A 16,972-nucleotide genomic window follows, 5' to 3' on the forward strand; every position below is an offset into this window, starting at 1 on the left:
TCCGACACCAGCCTTTGCAAGGCGCTTGCGCCATTTTGGAACGGCTGAGCCTTCGTCTGTCATCACCCCGTTTCGACTCCCGGCGCTGAAGCGCTTGGGTAAAGGCTGACCCTTGCCAGCGCCGTTTCTTGGGCGCAATCTCAGTTCGCAGATAAAGCCACGGTGGATTTCGACCACCATCAGAAGATCGGCGATGGGCCCGAACAATGTGCAGCGACTGCAAGCGCAAAGGGGTCGACCGGAGGGATTTTCTCAAGGTCGGCTCGGGGCTCGTCGCGATCGGTTTTGGTGGGGTTTCCTGGTCGGCACGCGCCGCAGAAGCTGCGCCCGCACTGCCCCCCGATGAAGCGCTTGCTGCGCTGAAATCCGGCAACGAACGCTACGTCAGCCACCCGGAACTCTGCTCGATCGACCTTGCCGCGCAGCGGAACGCAGTCGCCGCACATCAGGCGCCCTGGGCCACGATCATCAGTTGCGCCGACAGTCGCGTTCCGCCGGAGTTGATCTTCGGCGGCCACGGCATTGGAGAACTGTTCGTCGCCCGCAATGCCGGCAATCTCGTCGACACAGCCACGCTCGGCACGGTCGAATACGGCGCGGCGGTGCTCGGCTCGCCGTTGATCGTCGTCCTCGCGCACACAAGCTGCGGCGCCGTCAAGGCGGCTTGCGACGTGATCGCCAAGAACGCCACCTATCCGGGCGCGATCGGCCCAATGATCGAACCAATCCTGCCGGCGGCGATCGCCGTGCAAAGCGAAAAGGGCGATTTCGTCGACAACGCCGCCAAAGAGAGCGCGCGCAGGACCGCGCGGCGGCTGACCGTTTCGAGCAAGCTGTTGGCCGGTCTCACCGCGGCGGGGACGCTAAAGATCGTCGCGGCGATCTATGACCTACAAACGGGTGAGGTGACCTACATCGATTGACAGCTACAGCCACTCCAGGCTCCGGCCATCCAGCCGGAGCAGCCGATCTTGAGGCACGTCCATCCTGACCGCCTCTTGCGCGGACATCCCCAGCACCAGACGGAACAGCGCGCGCACGACACCGCCATGGGTCACACAGACCGTGTTGCGATCGAGCGCTTCGAACCACGGCTTCACCCGCTCGAGCAGCATCTGGTAGCTTTCGGCGCCATCGCCGGGCGGCTGGAAGTTCCATTTGTCGAGGCTGCGCGCCTTGGTCGAGCCGGGATCCCTGGCTTCAAGTTCGGCAAAGGTGAAACCCTGCCAGTCGCCGAAGCTCAACTCGACCAGGAGCGGCTCGGTGCGATAGGCGTGCGGATCGAGCTTCATCGCCGCGCGGATGCGCTCCATCGTCTCGCGCGTACGGCGCATCGAACTGGCGACAAAGTCGAAATCCTCGGGGTCGCGGACCAATTCAGCCAGCCGTTCGCCGTTTCGCGTCGCCTGCTCGCGGCCGCACGCATTGAGATCGGTGTCGGCCTGCCCTTGCAGCCGGAACTCGGCATTCCACTGCGTCTGGCCGTGGCGCACGATGTAGACGAGCGGATACATCAGGTCTTTCGGAGATACGTCGTTCAGGCGGAGGCGGAGGGCTAGTCCTTGACGGTCGAAATATCCGGTGCGTCGACCGCCTTCATGCCGACGACATGATAGCCGGAATCGACATGATGGATCTCGCCGGTGACGCCGCGCGACAGGTCGGACAGGAAATAGACGCCGGAATCACCGACCTCCTCCTGCGTCACCGTCTGCTTTAGCGGCGAATTGTATTCGTTCCACTTCAGGATGTAGCGGAAGTCGCCGATGCCGGACGCGGCAAGCGTCTTGATCGGCCCGGCGGAGATGGCGTTGACGCGGATCTTCTTGCCGCCAAGGTCGACGGCGAGATAGCGCACGCTGGCTTCCAGCGCCGCCTTGGCGACGCCCATGACGTTGTAATGCGGCATCACTTTTTCGGCACCATAGTAGGTCAGCGTCAGCAGCGAGCCGCCATCGGTCATCAGCGGCTCGGCGCGCTTGGCTATAGTGGTGAAGGAAAACACCGAGATGTCCATGGTGCGCAGGAAATTGTCGCGCGTCGTCTCGACATAGCGGCCGGTCAGCTCGTCCTTGTCGGAAAAGGCGATGGCGTGGACGAGGAAATCGAGCTTGCCCCAGTGCCTGGCGATGTCGGCGAACACCGCATCGAGGCTTGCCGGATCGGTGACGTCGCAATGGCCGGCGACATGGGCGTTGAGTTCCGCTGCCAGCGGCTCGACGCGCTTCTTGAACGCCTCGCCCTGATAGGTCAGCGCGATCTCAGCGCCATGGTCGACGCAGGCCTTGGCGATGCCATAGGCGATCGACCTGTTGTTCGCGACGCCAAGGATAAGCCCGCGTTTGCCGGCCATAATGCCCTGTCCACCCGCCATGTGAGCGCTCTCCGCAAGATTTTCTGCTTTGTGGAGAGAGCCTATCGCACAGGCACAGAGTCCCTTCAAGCGCACAAAACCGACAGTTCGGGGGACAAAACGCCGGCTCTAGCCTTTTCGGCCGCGCATCAGCGCCTCGAGTTCGCTGTCGCCGCCCTCCGGCAGCATCAGCCGCACATGGGCATAGAGATCGCCGTGACCACCGGCTTTTTCCGGCAGGCCACGGCCCTTCAGCCGCAAAACCTTGTCCGAGCTCGACCAGGCGGGAACGTTGACCGCCAGCTTGCCGGTCGGCGTCTCGACCGGCACCTTGGCGCCCAGCACCGCATCGGCCAGCGCCACCGGCAGGTCGGCATGCAGGTCGCGGCCCTCGACACGGTAGCGCGGATGGCGACGGATGTGGATCTTGACCAGCGCATCGCCCGGCTGCCCCGGCCCTTGCTCGCCTTGCCCCTTCAGCCGGATGGTCTGGCCGTCCTCGACGTAGGTGGGCAGCTTGACCGCGACCTTGCGGCCGTCAGGGAACATCGCCGTGACCTTCTCGGCGGTCGCCGCTTCCTCGATGGTGACGTCAAGCGTCACGTTGAGGTCGGCGCCGGTCGGTGCCTGGCGGCGATCGCCCGCGCCGGGGCCGCGCTGCCCCGAGAAGGCATCGCCAAAGATCTGGCTGAAGATGTCGCTGTTGCCGTCGAACGGATCGCCGCCCGGACGCCCCGAGCGAAACTCGAATCGCGAGCCGCCCGCGCCGCCTTGCTGGCGGCGAAAGCCGCCGAACGGATCGCCGCCACCGCCCGCCGCACCCTCAAAGCCCTGAAAACGCGGCTTGCCATCGCCGTCGATCTCGCCGCGATCGAAAGCGGCGCGGTTCTTCTCGTCGCCGACGATCTCGTAAGCCTGGTTGGCAGCGGCAAAACGGTCCTTCGCCTTGGGATCATTCGGATTCTGGTCCGGATGATGCTTCTTGGCGAGTTTGCGGTACGCCGATTTTATGTCCTTGGCCGATGCGTTCTTGGCAACGCCCAGCACCTCATAGGGGTCGCGCATGATTCCTGCCTGCAAGAAGGGTGAATTTACAGTCGTCTTTTATATGCGTCTGTATAGGAAGAAATTCCAGTGCCGTGAACCTGATATCGACGCGAATCTCAGAGCGCCTTGAAGTCCTGCACGCGCCAGGCGCCGGCGCCGGCCAGGCACACTTCGCCCTGGAACATCGCGACGCCATCGAAGCTTTCGCGCGAGGCTTTGAAGCGGCGGCAGGTCTGGCCGTTGTCCTCGAGTTCGACCAGCTCGGTGATCGAACCGCGCGACCCGGTGCCGGAATTCGCCCAGGGCACGGCCTGTCCGGCAAGTTCCTCGATGTCGGCGGAAGACACGGCGTTGCGGATCGTGGTCTGGTCGGAAGCGCGATCCTGATCGAGCGGCGCGGTCGGGTCAGGCGCACTTGAGGTGAGGAGCGAACGGTCGACCTCGGCCTTTTCGAGGCTGAAGCCGCCTGCCCCGCAAGCGGCGAGCGGCAAAGCAGTCGCCACGATCGCAACCCTCATGATCGCAGCGTTGACGCTGGCCGAAGCGATAACGCTCCATTGCCTGCTGTCAAAAGCTTGCGCGATACGCGACAATCGGCAATCTCCCCCAGCCAGCGACAGAATTTGGGAAAACTATGAGCGACTCAGAGTTAACAAGCGGTGACTTTACCGAGGCCGGCGAACCTTTCCGCCTCTTTGCCGCATGGCTGGACGATGCGACGAAGAGCGAAGTCAACGACCCCAACGGCGTGGCGCTGGCGACCGTCGATGCCGATGGCATGCCGGATGTGCGGATGGTGCTGCTCAAGGGGTTCGATGAGGAGGGGTTTGTCTTCTACACGAATTTCGAGAGCGCCAAGGGCCGCGAGATTCTTGGCAGCATGAAGGCGGCTATGTGTTTCCACTGGAAATCGCTGCGCCGGCAGGTGCGCATCCGCGGGCCGGTGGAGATCGTCAGCGACGCGGAAGCCGATGCCTATTACGCGACGCGTCCGCGCGGCAGCCGCATCGGTGCCTGGGCCTCGAAACAGTCGCGGCCGCTGGAAAGCCGCTTCGCCCTGGAAAAGGCCGTTGCCGAATACACGGCGCGCTATCCGATCGGCGAGATACCTCGGCCAAAGCACTGGTCGGGCTTCCGCATCGTGCCGCAGACGATCGAGTTCTGGCACGACCGGCCGTTCCGGCTGCATGACCGCGTCGTCTTTTCCCGCTACGCCAGGGGCGGCTGGGACAAGACCAGGCTTTATCCCTGAGAAAACAGGCTCAGGCTTTTTTTCGCGTCATGAAGGCGGTTAGGGCAGCGCGCGCCTCGTCGGATTTGAGCCGCTCGCGGAAATGGGCGCTCTCTTCGCCGATGCGGGCGACAAGGTCTTCACGCGAACCGCGCATCAGGTCGCGGGCAATCTTCAGCGCCTGCGGCGGCTTGGCCGCGATCTGGCCGGCAGCGGCGAGAACCGAAACCTCGAGCGCGTCTTCCTCGACCACTTCGTAGATCAGCCCGGCGGCTTTTGCCCGTTCGGCCGAAAAACCCTCGCCGAGCCCAAGCAGCGCGAAGGCGCCCTGGCGCCCCAGTATCTGCGGGGCGAGCAGGCTGGAACCCGCCTCGGGCACCAGGCCGAGATCGACGAAGGGCGTGCGGAAGACCGTGCGCGGCGTGGCGAAGGTGAGGTCGCAATGAAGATTGAGCGTGGTGCCGATGCCGACGGCGATGCCGTCGACGCCGGAGACTAGAGGTTTTTCCACCTTGGCCAGCGCCATCAGGAAATCCCAGACCTCGGTGCCGCCGTCGCCGCCAGTGGCGACGACCAGGAAATTGGCGAGGTCATTGCCGGCCGAGAAGGCACCGGGAACGCCGAGGAAGACATGAACGCGGACCGCCGGATCGGCATCGCCCGACGCCAGGGCCGCCGACATCGTCGCGTACATGGCGCGCGTCAGCGCGTTCTTCTTGTCCGGACGGTTCATGCGGATGATCTGGATGGCGCCCTGGCGCTCGACGAGAATATGGTCTGTCACGGTCTTTTTTCCCTGGTGAACGTCAAGCGGAGAATTCAGGCGGAGATCAACGTCTGGCCGGCAAGAGCAAGGCTTTCGGCGCCGTCGAGAATGCGTGCCTTCAAAGCATGTGTCTCGCCGAGCAGGTTTTCGGCGAAGAAGCGGCAAAGGGCGATGCGGTTCTGGTCGGCAAGCCCGCCCCGCGCCAGATAGGCGCCGCCGGCGGCAAGCGAGATCAGCCTGAGATAGGGCGTGGCGCCGGCAAGCGCTGCGTCGTTCTGTCCATCGGCCGTCAGCTGCTGCAGAAAGCGCGTGGCTTGCGTGAGATCCTCGAGCGCCTGGTCGAGCATATCGGCGGTGCGGCCAAACCCCTCAAGGTTGGAGGTCCGTACCGCATTAGCGACAGCTGCCAGTTCGGCGATGTAGCCGTGCACATGCTCGCCGCCGCCGAGCGGCAGTTTGCGCGCCACCAGATCAATCGCCTGGATGCCGTTGGTGCCTTCATAGATCGGGGCGATGCGGGCATCGCGATAGAGCGCTGCCGCACCCGTCTCCTCGATGAAACCCATGCCGCCATGCACCTGGACGCCAAGCGAAGCGACGTCGACGCCGACATCGGTGGAAAAGGCCTTGGCCAGCGGCGTCAACAGATTGGCGCGGTCGCGCCAATGCGTCGCCGCGTCGCCGGTGGACACGCGCGCGCTGTCGATGGCATGGGCGCAGGAATAGCTGATAGCGCGCGCAATCTGCGTCAGCGCCTTCATGGTCAAAAGCGTACGCTGCACGTCCGGGTGATGGACGATCGGCGCCATGCCGGCGCCGTTGTAAGTTGCGGCTTTGCCTTGCCGGCGGTCATTGGCATAGGCGATCGCCTTCTGCGTCGCGGCTTCGGCGACTGCGACGCCCTGCATGCCGACGCAAAGCCGGGCATTGTTCATCATGGTGAACATGCAGGCGAGGCCCTTGTTCTCCTCGCCGATCAGCCAGCCGATGGCGCCGGGCGTCGTGCCCTGGAAACCATCGCCATAGATCATGGTGCAGGTCGGCGAAGCATGGATGCCCAGCTTGTGCTCGAGCCCGGAGCAGAAGACATCGTTGCGGGCACCGAGCGACCCATCGTCGCCAACCAGGAATTTCGGCACCAGGAACAGCGATATGCCGCGCGTGCCAGCGGGTGCATCGGGCAGCCGCGCCAGCACCAGATGGATGATGTTGTCGGTGAAATCGTGCTCGCCATAGGTGATGAAGATTTTCTGGCCGAAGATGCGATAGGTGCCGTCGCCGACTGGCTCGGCGCGGGCGCGCAAGGCAGCGAGGTCGGAACCCGCCTGCGGCTCGGTCAGGTTCATCGTGCCCATCCATTCGCCGGACACGAGTTTGGCCAGATACTTCGCCTTCAGCGCATCGGAAGCATGTTTATCCAGCGCCTCGACCGCGCCCATGGTCAGCGTCGGGCCGATGCCGAAGGCCATGGCGGCGGAGTTCCACATTTCGAGCGCGGCGACACCGAGCATGGTCGGCAGCGCCTGGCCGCCAAACTCCTCAGGCCCCGACAGCGCGTTCCAGCCGCCGTCGATCCAGTGGCGATAGAGCGCCTTCCAGCCGGGCGGCATGGTAACGGCGGCGCCCTTCAGCACCGCACCTTGCTCGTCGCCGATCTTGTAGAGCGGCGCCACCTCTTCGCTGGCAAAGCGGCCGGCCTCGGCCAGGATGGCGTCGACAAGGTCTTCGCCGAGATCGCCGAAGGTGCCGGCATCGAGCGCCGGCTTGAGGCCGGCGACGTGCTTCAGCGTGAAGGCAATGTCCTCGACCGGTGCCTTGTACATGCCGCTTGCTCCTCCCAACTTTGCGGGCCGACCCTAGGGCCAGCGCGGCCGCAAAACCATCCGCCTTTGGGCGGTCTCCCATCTTCTTTTTACGTAAACGTCAAACTTTGTCACGCGGATTTTGCACTGAACTTCGTCATCCACGGGCGGAGCGGAAGCGAAGCGGACGCGCAGACCCGAGGAGACCTTGCGCGCAGGGCGCAGCGGAGCAGAATTCTGGACCGTGGCAATGCTTCGAAGTCGCGGCATGGATTCTATGGTCTGCCGCGTCGCTTCGCTCCTTGCTTCGCCATAGAATGACGAAATCGCGAGAGCTTTGGGCCAATCTCCCCCACGAGGGGGAGATTGGATGGTCACGCCCGCTTTCGCCAATCCGACCCAAAAGCATTTCCTTAACCATAGCGGTTCACCATCGGTGTTTGGTCAGCGGGGACACCCTGTTTGAAAACGCCGGCGCATCTTTTTCGCCGCTCAGCGCTCGCTCTCGCGGCGATGGTGGCGCTGACACCGGGCGCACAGGCCTCGGATTTCTCCGAGCCGTGGAAGAGTGCCGACCGCGCGCTGGTGATCGACGCCTACGAATACAATTCCATCGACTGGGCGCAAATGGCCACCGATAAGCGCGTCGTCGGCTTCATCAACAAGGCCTCCGACGGCTTGCCGCCGCCCTATTTCTGCTCCGGCGACGAGACCGAGGTGCGGCTCTGCAAGACGCTGTGGAAACGCTATGCGGTGACCCGCGAGCTGTTCCAGACGCGCAAGGTGGTGGCCAAGGCGCTCGGGCTGAAATGGGGCGCCTACCACCTCGCCCGCCCCGGCAATCCGGTCGATCAGGCCAACAGTTTCATCGATTTCGCCGAACCGGCGCCGGACGACCTGATGGCCCTGGATGTCGAGGGCAACGACCCGACGCAATGGATGTCGCTCGAGGATGCCGAGGAGTTCGTGCGCCAGGTGCATCGGCGCATTGGCCGCTTCCCGGTGCTCTACACCAACGGCAAGACAGCCCAGTACATCGCTGACAACCGCTACAAATACCGGCTGCTGTCGCGGCTGCCGCTCTGGTACGCGCGCTACAAGCCGGACATCGACGTGCATTTTCCGATGGGCAACTGGCAAGGCTACGCGCTGTGGCAGTTTTCGGCGCAGGCCAATTGCGGCCGATTGCACTGCCCCTATCGGGTCGCGGGCACGCCCAACGACATCGATGTGAATGTGGCGCCGATGGATGCAGCGTCGCTGCGCCAACAATGGGCCTTCGGCGGGCTGATCGACGTGCCGGCGGACTATCTCGCCTCGATACCGGTGCCGGTTTCGCGCGAGGCGGGCCTGGCCGGCAATGTAACCATCACCTACGCATCGGTGGCGACACCGCCGACGGTCGAGGAGATGGTCGCGGTCATCGGCGCACGCTGGTCGAGGTTCCGCGACGGCTTCCGCGTGCCGGTGGTGAAGACGGTGCCGCGGCGGCCGAATTTCGGTATTGTCCAATATGTCGCCTGGAAGCGGACCGAGCAGCGTTCGCCGGCACAGCTTGAGGCCGCCTTCACCGCGGCGGCCGACCCGGTCAGCACGGCTTCGACGGGACTCGACCGCACCAGCGGCAAAGGCCTGTCCCGCCCATTTTAGAGCCGTGTCGAGGTTCAGCGAACCTTTTCACGAGCCACAGCCTGCCAGCCGATGTCGCGGCGGCAGAATCCATCCGGCCAGTCGATGCGATCGAGCGCGGCATAGGCTTTTTCTTGCGCCTCGCCGACCGTCTTGCCTGTCGCCGTGATGTTGAGCACGCGGCCGCCATTGGCGACCAGCGCGCCGCTGTTGATGGCGGTGCCGGCGTGAAATATCTCGACGCCATCGCCTGCGGCTTCGTCGAGGCCACGGATGACCGAGCCCTTTTCCGGTGCACCGGGATAGCCCCTCGCCGCCATCACCACGGTGAGCGCCGCCTCGTCGCGCCAGCGCACTGAGGTATGGGCAAGCTGGCCGTCGGCGGAAGCATTGAGCAGAACCAGGAGATCGTCCTTCAGCCTCATCATCAGCACCTGGCATTCCGGGTCGCCGAAGCGGGTGTTGTATTCAATCAGTTTCGGGCCCTGGTCCGATATCATCAGCCCGGCAAACAGCACGCCGGAAAACGGTGCGCCAAGTTCAGCCATGCCGCGCATGGTCGGCTCGATGACCTCGCGCATGGTGCGGTCGATCATCTGAGCCGTCATCACCGGCGCCGGCGAATAGGCGCCCATGCCGCCGGTGTTGGGGCCGGTGTCGCGGTCGCCGACGCGCTTGTGGTCCTGCGCGGTGCCGAAGGGCAAGGCGGTAACGCCGTCGCACAGGCAGAAGAAACTCGCTTCCTCGCCGGTGAGGAACTCCTCGACCACGACCTCGGCGCCGGCCTGGCCGAAGGAGCCGTCGAAACAGGCATCGAGTGCGGCCAGCGCCTCATCCAGCGTCATGGCGACGGTGACGCCCTTGCCGGCGGCGAGACCGTCGGCCTTGATGACGATCGGCGCACCCATCTTTTCGACATAGGCCCTGGCCGACGCCAGATCGCCGAAGCGGCCATAGGCAGCGGTCGGGATGTCGTATTTGGCGCAAAGATCCTTGGTGAAACCTTTCGAGCCTTCCAGCCGGGCTGCAGCCTTCGAAGGGCCGAAGACGCGGATACCTGCGGCGCGAAGGTCGTCGGCAATGCCGGCGACCAGCGGCCCTTCCGGCCCGACCACGACGAGGTCGATTTTCTTTTCGGCGCAGAAGCCGGTCACCGCGGCATGATCGTTGATGTCGAGCGTCACCAGTTCGGCTTCGCGGCCGATGCCCGGATTGCCGGGCGCAGCGTAGAGTTTGGTCAGCAGCGGCGATGCGGCAAGCTTCCAGGCCAGGGCATGTTCGCGGCCGCCGGACCCGATCAATAAAACGCGCATGCCAACATCCCTTGCCATTCCAAGACAAGGACTGCGCTATTGCCCGCCGGGCGATGGGTCAAGACTTTTGCGGCCCTCAAGACCAATTGCGCACGGGAACGTTGGGCATCGACGTCCCCGATCCATGGAACTCGCCAGCTTCCGTCAGCTCTGGAAGACGACTTAGCTGCTGAAGATGATGGGGAACCAGTCCTCGCGCAGTTTCTGTCCCGGCTTCATCTCGTGGCCGGGATAGGGCGGAGAGGTGCGGCCGGGTCGCTCGACATAACGCGCATCGTCGCCAACCCAGCGCAGCGACAACGCCCGGCGCCGTGCCGCGGTCATGTTGCCGCGCGCGCCATGTGCGGTCCGGAAGTCGAACAGGATGGCGTCACCCGGCTCCATCTCCCATTCGAGAACCTTCAGGGAAGGATCGTTGTCGGGATCGGGCACCGGGAGGTAGTCGCCCTCGCCGGCATAGAAATTGCTGTCGTCGAGCCAGCGCACCGGCAGGATCATCTTGTCCCATTTGTGCGAGCCGGCGATCACCCGCAATGTCGCCTCCTTCACCGGGTCGATGGGAATCCAGAAGCTCACGGTCTGCTGGCCATCGACAAAGTAGTAGGGAATGTCCTGATGCCAGGGCGTCGGCTTCTGCGTGCCGGGTTCCTTGACCAGCACGTGGTCGTGGAAGAACTGGGCGGAGCGCGATTGCATCACCGCCGCAGCCAGTTCGGCGGCCGGCGATTCCCGCACCACCTTGGCGAATTCGGGGATGCGCTCCCAGTTGCAATAGTCGTCGAAGAAACTGCCGCGGCCATTGGCAATGTCCGACGCGGTGGTGCTGCGGTTCTGGATGTTGCGCTCGATGCCGGCGGCGATGGTGTCGACCCAGTCCTTGAAGGCGCCACGGATGCAAACCGCGCCATCGCGCTGGTAGTCGGCAATCGTCTCGGCATTGATATGTTGGGCAGCCATCGGTTCGCTTCCTTCTCAAGGGATGGCCGACTATCGCAGCCGCTGCCCATCAGGTAAAATAATAACTTTCCATGCAACACATAGAAACAGACTATGAATTTGACCTTGATACAGCTGCGTTATCTCGTCGCCGTGGCGCGTCACGGCAGCGTCACCGCGGCGGCGCGAACGCTCAACGTCTCGCAGCCGTCGATTTCGGTGGCCATCGACAATGTCGAAAAGAATTTCGGCCAGAAACTGTTTGTCCGCCAGCGCGGCAGCGGCATCTCGCTGACCTCGTTTGGCCGGACAGCGGTGGCGAAGGCGAAGCAGGTGCTGGCCGAGGCGGACGAGCTTGCCGGCTTGGGATCGCGCGAGGCGGCTGTCGCCGGCGAGCTGGTGCTGGGATGTTTCGAGGACCTGGCGCCCTATTTCGCGCCGGCTCTCATCCGCGCCTTCTCAGAACGCTGCCCGGGCGTCGAGATCGTCGTCCGCGACGAGACGTTCGAGACGCTGGGACGGCGGCTGAGCGACTCTGCCATCGATCTCGGCCTCAGCTATGATCTTGGCCTGCCCAGCCATTTCGCCCGCATCCTGCTGCACGAACTCAGGCCGCATGCGCTGCTGCCGGCCGGGCATGCGCTGGCCAGCCGTGCGACCGTCAGCCTGGCGAATCTCGCGGCCTATCCATTGATCACCACCGACCAGCCGCACAGCTGGCAGCATATGCTCGACCTGTTCAGCAGCCGTGGCCTGTCGCCGGTGGCTGACACCAGGACAAGCTCGTTCGAACTGCAGCGCAGCATGGTGGCCAATGGTTTTGGCGTGGCCGTCAGCTACACCAGGCCGCATGGTGACTTGAGTTATGACGGCCTGCCGCTGATCTGCAAACCGCTCTCCGACCCGCTGCCCATGCAGCGGATCATCCTGACCCACGACACGCGCCAGCGCCTGTCGAATGTCGCGCTGGCCTTCATCGATGTGGCGAAAGGCTGGTTCTCCGCCCACGATATTTTCACCTGATCAGATCGGTCTTGACGGCTTTCGCCGCTGCTGCCACTCCAGCGGGATGGAAACCGTGCAATCGAAAGCTGCGCAAGGCCGCGTCGCCGACGCCCCGAGCGGCCATTGGGTCTACCGCGTTCTGCCGCGCTGGCTATGGCCCTTTGCGCAGCTCGCCCGATGGGACCGGCCGATCGGCTGGCAGTTGCTGTTGTGGCCATGCTGGTGGTCCGCCGCGCTTGCCGCGACTGCCTATCCCCGACCCGGCGATCCGCTGCTCTCGCTGCTGCCGACACCATGGTATCTCATGCTGTTCCTGATCGGCGCCATCGCCATGCGCGGCGCCGGCTGCACCTACAACGACCTGGTCGACCAGGACATCGACAACCAGGTCGAGCGTACCCGCTCGCGGCCGCTGCCGTCGGGCAAGGCCACACGCCGGCAAGCCTGGATATTCCTCATCATCCAGACATTGGTCGGCTTGGCGGTGCTCTTGCAATTCAACGACTTCGCCATCCCGCTCGGCATTTCTTCGCTGGTCATCGTCGCCGTCTATCCGTTCATGAAGCGGTTCACCAACTGGCCGCAGCTGGTGCTTGGCCTCGCCTTTTCCTGGGGCGCGCTGATGGGATGGGCGGTGGAGTTCGGCGATCTCGATGGCCCTGCCGTCATGCTCTATATCGGCTCGATCCTGTGGGTGATCGGCTACGACACCATCTATGCGCACCAGGACAAGGAAGACGACGCCATCGTCGGCGTACGCTCGACCGCGCGTCTGTTCGGCGACAACACCAAGACCTGGCTCGTCGGGCTCTACGGCGGAGGGCTGGTCTGCTTTGCCATCGCCTTCGCCTCGGCGCAGGCGCCGGTGCCGGCGCTGGCCGGGCTGATTGCCGCCGGCGCCCATATGGCGCGGCAGATAGCGAGGCTGGATATCAACAATCCGGACCAGTGCCTGCTTCTGTTCAAATCGAACAACCAGGTCGGCTGGCTGATCTTTCTCGGCCTGCTCGGCGGCGCGCTGTGGGTGACGCTGAAGCCGCTGGTGTAAGGGCCTATTCGCGCGAAATAATCTCCAGGCCGTCGACGACGAGCCTCAAACCGAGGTCGCCGGCCCTGCGGCGGGCAAGGAAGCGCGGGCGGCGCGTGGTCGAGACGCGGCCCTTGCGGCGGTCCTGCGGCGGCAGCGCCTTGATGGCGGCGCCGAGCGATTCCTCCAGCGTGCGGGCAATGCCGTCGGCTTCGATCAGCAGCATCTGCAGGCGATAGGCGTCGGCCCAGGCGCGCCAGTCGGCGGCGACATCGTCGAGATCGTCGGCGACCAGCAGCGGCACCGACAGCATCGGATCATTGTGCAGAAGTTCCAGCGTCACCGTGACATTGCCTTCCGGATCCTCCATCGCGCGGGCGGCGACGCCGCGAAACGCGTTGGCGGGCAGAGCGATGATCGCCGGCACGCCGCTCATCTCCAGCGTGCGACGGATGACGGCGCCACGCTGGTCGATGGTGAAGGTCACATCGCCATAGTCGTCGCGGGTGGCATAGCTTACCACTTGCGGCAGGCGGAATGGGTCGAGACGCATGTTGCGCCCAGCCCAAACGGGCTTCAGTACACTGTTCATTTAACGCCTTCCTGTCTTCTCCTGAGAGCCGTTTTGCGGGTCTCTCCGGGCCGGTTTTCCCTGCCTCGTTGTGGAGAATATTAGGCCGGGCTTCTTACCGCCCGGCTTAAGAAAGTCGGTTAAATTTTGCTGATCTCAGGGGATGGTTATCGGAATGAGACCGAACACAAGATGTCGAAAGGATCAGATAACCTTACCGGGATTCATGATGCCGGCCGGGTCGAAGGCCGCCTTCACCCTGCGCATCAAATCGATCGCCATCGGCGGCGCGGTCGCGATCAATTCGTCGCGCTTCAACTGGCCGATACCGTGCTCGGCCGAGATCGAACCGTGAAAGGAGCGCACGACATCGTGCACCGCATGGTTCATGGCGTGGTAGAGGCCGAGAAAGGCCTCGTCGTCGCCGTCGATAGGCCGCGAGATGTTGTAGTGCAGATTGCCGTCGCCCATGTGGCCGAAGCAGACCACGCGCGCACCGGCGCTGACCGAAGCCACGGCGCCAGCCGCCTTTTCGATAAACCCAGGGATCGATGCCACAGGCACCGAGATGTCATGCTTGATCGAGGCCCCCTCGGGCTTCTGCGACTCAGGCAGCACCTCGCGGAAATTCCAAAAGGCGTCGCCCTGCGCCAGGCTTGCCGCAATCACCGCATCGCCGACGATGCCTTGCTCGAGGCCGGCTGACAGCACCTCCTCGATCAGCGCTTTTGCATCCTCGGCCGAGCGGCCGGAGGAAACCTGCATCAGCACATACCATGGCCAATCCTCGGCCAGCGGCCTTGTAACGCCTTGCGCGTGAAGAAGTGTGAAGTCGTAGGGCCGCCTGCCGATCAACTCGAAGGCGGTGAGTGCGGCGCCGGCATAGCCCATCGCCAGGCTGAACAGGGCAAGGGCTGCTTCAGGCGACGACAGGCCGGCAAAGGCCACTTCGCGACCCTTGGGCTTGGGGAACAGCTTGAGCACGGCGGCGGTGATGACGCCAAGCGTGCCTTCGGCGCCGACAAACAGGTTCTTCAGATCGTAGCCGGTGTTGTCCTTCTTCAGCTTGCGCAGATCGTCGAACACCTCGCCGGTCGGCAGCACCACTTCGACTCCGAGGCAGAGTTCGCGCGCATTGCCATAGGCCAGCACACCGGTGCCGCCGGCATTGGAGGAGAGATTGCCGCCGATCTGGCAGGAGCCTTGCGCGGCGAGCGACAGCGGAAACAGCCGGTCGGCGGCATCGGCCGCTTCCTGCAGGGTCTGCAGGATGACGCCGGCCTCGACGGTCACCGTGTTGGAGAGGACATCGATCTCGCGGATGCGGTTCAGCCGCGACAGCGACAGCACGATCTCGCGGCCGGAGGTGTCCGGCACCTGGGCGCCGACCAGCCCGGTGTTGCCGCTTTGCGGCACGACGGGCGTGCCCGTCTCGCTCGCCAGGCGCATGATGCGGCTGACCTCGTCGACGCTGCCGGGCCTCAGCACCAGCGCCGTGCGGCCGTGCCAAAGGCCGCGCCGCTCGGTGAGGTAAGGCGCGATGTCGTGCTGGTCGCGCAGCGCATACTTGTCGCCGACGATGGAAGCGAAGCGATCGATGAGGGCGGGGTCGAGATCTGCGAGAATTTTGGTCATGGCTGAAAGCTATGTCTCGGATGCGGAGATGTCACGCGGGGCGGCGGCGCGCGCAAGCCGGTCGTTGATCGCTTCGCCCAAGCCGTCGAACGGGATCGGCTCGACGGCAATGCTCGTCGCGCCGCTGCGGTCGAGCTCCTGAAGCTGTGCGAAGAGATTGCTGGCGGCTTCGCGCAAATCGCCTGATACGGACAGGTTGCGCAAGGCAGCCGCGCCTTGCCAGCCTCCGGCACGGTGGCCACCAAAGGCCAGCAGAGCCTCGCCCTCGGCGATTTTTTCGGCATTGAGCCGCACCGCGGCACCCGGCGCATAATGCGAGGCCAGCATGCCGGGCGCCTCGATGCCCGCTGTCGCGCCGCGCAGCAGTTTTGTCCCCGCGATCGCCTCGATCTCCTCGGCAGCGATGCCGCCCGGCCGCAGCAGCCGCAGCGTCGCGCCTTCGACCTTGACGATGGTCGATTCCAGACCGACCGGCGTCGCGCCGCCATCGACCACCAGCTTGATCCTGGCACCGAGATCTGCGGCCACGGCCTCAGCCGTCGTGGCACTGATTTTTCCCGAGGAATTGGCGCTGGGCGCCGCCAGCGGACGGCCAAGCCTGGCGATCAGGTCGCCGCCAAAGCCTTTCGGCATGCGCAGTGCAATCGTGTCCAGCCCGGCGGTGACCAGCGGATGGATGCCGTTGCCGGGCCGCTGCGGCAGCACCAGCGTCAGTGGCCCGGGCCAGAAGGCCTGCGCCAGCCTTTTCGACAGCGGATCGAACAGCGCAACGCGCTCGGCCATCGCCAGATCAGCGACATGGGCAATCAGCGGATTGAAGCGCGGGCGGCCCTTGGCCTCGAAAATGCGCGCCACGCCGATGCCATTGGTCGCATCGCCGGCCAGCCCATAGACCGTTTCGGTCGGGATGGCGACGACGTCGCCACCTTCGAGCAACGCCAGCGCGCGCTCCATCGCCTCGCCGGCGGCAACTATCTCAGCCACTGTCATCACCTCGCAGATGCCGGGTGCGTAGTACGGTGGCGCTTATGGGGCAAGTCCGGGCGTTGGCGAATTATCAATCCCTAAAATGCTATGTTTCCTCGCAAGCCGGCATCAATTCCCTGACGCTATGGTGCGGGCTTGATAGGCAAGGGGAATATCATGGTATCGGTGCGTATCCTCGGAGCGCTGAGTTTCAGCCTGGCGGCGATGACCGGCGGGGCGCAGGCCTCTTCAATTCTCGTTCTCGGCGCATCGACGTCGACGCCGTCCGTGGTCAGGCTTGGCTCGCCCGAACCAGTGAAGGTCGCTGCCTCCACCACGCCATCGATCGTGGCGCTCGGCGAGCCTGAGCCCGATGTCACCTATGAAAAGGTCGCGGCGATCCCGGGCGAACACAAATCCGGCTCCATGGAACCTCCGATGGTCATTCGTGGCGGCGTCGTCGGCGGCGCCTCCGCATTGCCCGCGGCACCGGCCAAGGCCGCGACATCAGCCACGCCGGCAGCCGGCGCCAAACCTGCGGCCGACACCAAATCCGCAGCTGACACCAAGCCCGCGGCGACGGCGAGCGCGTCGAACGGGACCCCACAGCCCCAGCCGCAGCCCAAGCCGGCGGCGGCGCCGCAGCCGACATCGATGCCTGGCGTCGGGAAAGCCATGTAGGGTCAAATCC

Annotated in this window: 17 protein-coding genes; 6 read left to right on the forward strand and 11 right to left on the reverse strand. The window is 64.5% G+C overall.

Annotation, left to right across the window (positions count from 1 at the left end):
* Nucleotides 1-206 precede the first annotated feature (206 nt).
* The gene (locus AC1DXN_RS02060) at nucleotides 207-923 is read left to right on the forward strand and encodes a carbonic anhydrase (RefSeq protein ID WP_477271817.1); all 717 of its coding nucleotides are present in this window, start codon (nucleotides 207-209) and stop codon (nucleotides 921-923) included.
* Between the two features lie 3 nt (nucleotides 924-926).
* On the opposite strand, the gene AC1DXN_RS02065 is transcribed toward AC1DXN_RS02060, so the two are convergent.
* The 4 genes from AC1DXN_RS02065 to AC1DXN_RS02080 all read right to left on the reverse strand — a co-directional run bounded on the left by AC1DXN_RS02065 (nucleotide 927) and on the right by AC1DXN_RS02080 (nucleotide 3,993).
* On the reverse strand, nucleotides 927-1,514 hold the full coding sequence (locus tag AC1DXN_RS02065) for a histidine phosphatase family protein (protein ID WP_477271815.1): 588 nt from the start codon (nucleotides 1,512-1,514) through the stop codon (nucleotides 927-929).
* A gap of 41 nt (nucleotides 1,515-1,555) precedes the next feature.
* Complete coding sequence (fabI, locus tag AC1DXN_RS02070; protein WP_477243514.1) at nucleotides 1,556-2,374, reverse strand: enoyl-ACP reductase FabI; 819 nt, start codon at nucleotides 2,372-2,374, stop codon at nucleotides 1,556-1,558.
* A gap of 108 nt (nucleotides 2,375-2,482) precedes the next feature.
* Nucleotides 2,483-3,418, reverse strand: coding sequence for a DnaJ C-terminal domain-containing protein (locus AC1DXN_RS02075; RefSeq protein ID WP_477271813.1), 936 nt, complete (start codon nucleotides 3,416-3,418; stop codon nucleotides 2,483-2,485).
* 98 nt (nucleotides 3,419-3,516) lie between these two features.
* The gene (locus AC1DXN_RS02080) at nucleotides 3,517-3,993 is read right to left on the reverse strand and encodes an RT0821/Lpp0805 family surface protein (RefSeq protein ID WP_477243510.1); all 477 of its coding nucleotides are present in this window, start codon (nucleotides 3,991-3,993) and stop codon (nucleotides 3,517-3,519) included.
* A 41-nt stretch (nucleotides 3,994-4,034) separates the two neighbouring features.
* Between AC1DXN_RS02080 and pdxH the strand changes: the two genes are divergently transcribed.
* Nucleotides 4,035-4,652: a pyridoxamine 5'-phosphate oxidase gene (gene pdxH / locus AC1DXN_RS02085; RefSeq protein ID WP_477271811.1), complete on the forward strand. Its 618-nt coding sequence runs from the start codon at nucleotides 4,035-4,037 to the stop codon at nucleotides 4,650-4,652.
* 10 nt (nucleotides 4,653-4,662) lie between these two features.
* On the opposite strand, the gene AC1DXN_RS02090 is transcribed toward pdxH, so the two are convergent.
* Nucleotides 4,663-5,415, reverse strand: coding sequence for a crotonase/enoyl-CoA hydratase family protein (locus AC1DXN_RS02090; protein ID WP_477271809.1), 753 nt, complete (start codon nucleotides 5,413-5,415; stop codon nucleotides 4,663-4,665).
* 35 nt (nucleotides 5,416-5,450) lie between these two features.
* Complete coding sequence (locus AC1DXN_RS02095; protein ID WP_477271807.1) at nucleotides 5,451-7,220, reverse strand: acyl-CoA dehydrogenase; 1,770 nt, start codon at nucleotides 7,218-7,220, stop codon at nucleotides 5,451-5,453.
* A 492-nt stretch (nucleotides 7,221-7,712) separates the two neighbouring features.
* On the opposite strand from AC1DXN_RS02095, the gene AC1DXN_RS02100 reads away from it, so the two are divergent.
* Nucleotides 7,713-8,849 (forward strand): glycoside hydrolase family 25 protein, encoded by a 1,137-nt coding sequence (locus AC1DXN_RS02100; RefSeq protein WP_477272419.1) that lies wholly within the window; start codon nucleotides 7,713-7,715, stop codon nucleotides 8,847-8,849.
* A gap of 14 nt (nucleotides 8,850-8,863) precedes the next feature.
* Here AC1DXN_RS02100 and purD read toward each other — a convergent pair whose 3' ends face one another.
* Nucleotides 8,864-10,141, reverse strand: coding sequence for a phosphoribosylamine--glycine ligase (purD, locus tag AC1DXN_RS02105; RefSeq protein ID WP_477271805.1), 1,278 nt, complete (start codon nucleotides 10,139-10,141; stop codon nucleotides 8,864-8,866).
* Nucleotides 10,142-10,303: 162 nt separating this feature from the next.
* Nucleotides 10,304-11,098: a phytanoyl-CoA dioxygenase family protein gene (locus tag AC1DXN_RS02110; protein ID WP_477271803.1), complete on the reverse strand. Its 795-nt coding sequence runs from the start codon at nucleotides 11,096-11,098 to the stop codon at nucleotides 10,304-10,306.
* A gap of 93 nt (nucleotides 11,099-11,191) precedes the next feature.
* On the opposite strand from AC1DXN_RS02110, the gene AC1DXN_RS02115 reads away from it, so the two are divergent.
* Complete coding sequence (locus tag AC1DXN_RS02115) at nucleotides 11,192-12,100, forward strand: LysR family transcriptional regulator (protein WP_477271801.1); 909 nt, start codon at nucleotides 11,192-11,194, stop codon at nucleotides 12,098-12,100.
* 46 nt (nucleotides 12,101-12,146) lie between these two features.
* Entirely contained in the window at nucleotides 12,147-13,130 is a 984-nt protein-coding gene (gene ubiA, locus AC1DXN_RS02120; RefSeq protein ID WP_477271799.1) for a 4-hydroxybenzoate octaprenyltransferase, read from the forward strand.
* Between the two features lie 4 nt (nucleotides 13,131-13,134).
* On the opposite strand, the gene AC1DXN_RS02125 is transcribed toward ubiA, so the two are convergent.
* The 3 genes from AC1DXN_RS02125 to AC1DXN_RS02135 all read right to left on the reverse strand — a co-directional run bounded on the left by AC1DXN_RS02125 (nucleotide 13,135) and on the right by AC1DXN_RS02135 (nucleotide 16,299).
* A complete protein-coding gene (locus AC1DXN_RS02125) occupies nucleotides 13,135-13,701 on the reverse strand; it encodes a DUF6101 family protein (RefSeq protein ID WP_477243492.1) in 567 nt (188 codons plus the stop codon).
* Between the two features lie 183 nt (nucleotides 13,702-13,884).
* Complete coding sequence (locus AC1DXN_RS02130) at nucleotides 13,885-15,315, reverse strand: FAD-binding oxidoreductase (protein WP_477271797.1); 1,431 nt, start codon at nucleotides 15,313-15,315, stop codon at nucleotides 13,885-13,887.
* A gap of 9 nt (nucleotides 15,316-15,324) precedes the next feature.
* Nucleotides 15,325-16,299 carry an L-threonylcarbamoyladenylate synthase gene (locus tag AC1DXN_RS02135; protein ID WP_477271795.1) on the reverse strand — a complete coding sequence of 325 codons (975 nt, stop codon included), beginning with the start codon at nucleotides 16,297-16,299 and terminating at the stop codon, nucleotides 15,325-15,327.
* 159 nt (nucleotides 16,300-16,458) lie between these two features.
* On the opposite strand from AC1DXN_RS02135, the gene AC1DXN_RS02140 reads away from it, so the two are divergent.
* Nucleotides 16,459-16,962 (forward strand): hypothetical protein, encoded by a 504-nt coding sequence (locus AC1DXN_RS02140; protein ID WP_477271793.1) that lies wholly within the window; start codon nucleotides 16,459-16,461, stop codon nucleotides 16,960-16,962.
* Nucleotides 16,963-16,972 lie beyond the last annotated feature (10 nt).

This window comes from Mesorhizobium sp. P2_H9 (genome assembly GCF_056403215.1).

Coding starts and splice junctions, on each gene's coding strand:
- AC1DXN_RS02060 (WP_477271817.1), top strand. CDS start 207: ATGTGCAGCGACTGCAAGCGCAAAGGGGTCGACCGGAGGGATTTTCTC.
- AC1DXN_RS02065 (WP_477271815.1), bottom strand. CDS start 1,514: ATGTATCCGCTCGTCTACATCGTGCGCCACGGCCAGACGCAGTGGAAT.
- fabI (WP_477243514.1), bottom strand. CDS start 2,374: ATGGCGGGTGGACAGGGCATTATGGCCGGCAAACGCGGGCTTATCCTT.
- AC1DXN_RS02075 (WP_477271813.1), bottom strand. CDS start 3,418: ATGCGCGACCCCTATGAGGTGCTGGGCGTTGCCAAGAACGCATCGGCC.
- pdxH (WP_477271811.1), top strand. CDS start 4,035: ATGAGCGACTCAGAGTTAACAAGCGGTGACTTTACCGAGGCCGGCGAA.
- AC1DXN_RS02095 (WP_477271807.1), bottom strand. CDS start 7,220: ATGTACAAGGCACCGGTCGAGGACATTGCCTTCACGCTGAAGCACGTC.
- AC1DXN_RS02100 (WP_477272419.1), top strand. CDS start 7,713: ATGGTGGCGCTGACACCGGGCGCACAGGCCTCGGATTTCTCCGAGCCG.
- purD (WP_477271805.1), bottom strand. CDS start 10,141: ATGCGCGTTTTATTGATCGGGTCCGGCGGCCGCGAACATGCCCTGGCC.
- AC1DXN_RS02110 (WP_477271803.1), bottom strand. CDS start 11,098: ATGGCTGCCCAACATATCAATGCCGAGACGATTGCCGACTACCAGCGC.
- AC1DXN_RS02115 (WP_477271801.1), top strand. CDS start 11,192: ATGAATTTGACCTTGATACAGCTGCGTTATCTCGTCGCCGTGGCGCGT.
- ubiA (WP_477271799.1), top strand. CDS start 12,147: ATGGAAACCGTGCAATCGAAAGCTGCGCAAGGCCGCGTCGCCGACGCC.
- AC1DXN_RS02125 (WP_477243492.1), bottom strand. CDS start 13,701: ATGAACAGTGTACTGAAGCCCGTTTGGGCTGGGCGCAACATGCGTCTC.
- AC1DXN_RS02130 (WP_477271797.1), bottom strand. CDS start 15,315: ATGACCAAAATTCTCGCAGATCTCGACCCCGCCCTCATCGATCGCTTC.
- AC1DXN_RS02140 (WP_477271793.1), top strand. CDS start 16,459: ATGGTATCGGTGCGTATCCTCGGAGCGCTGAGTTTCAGCCTGGCGGCG.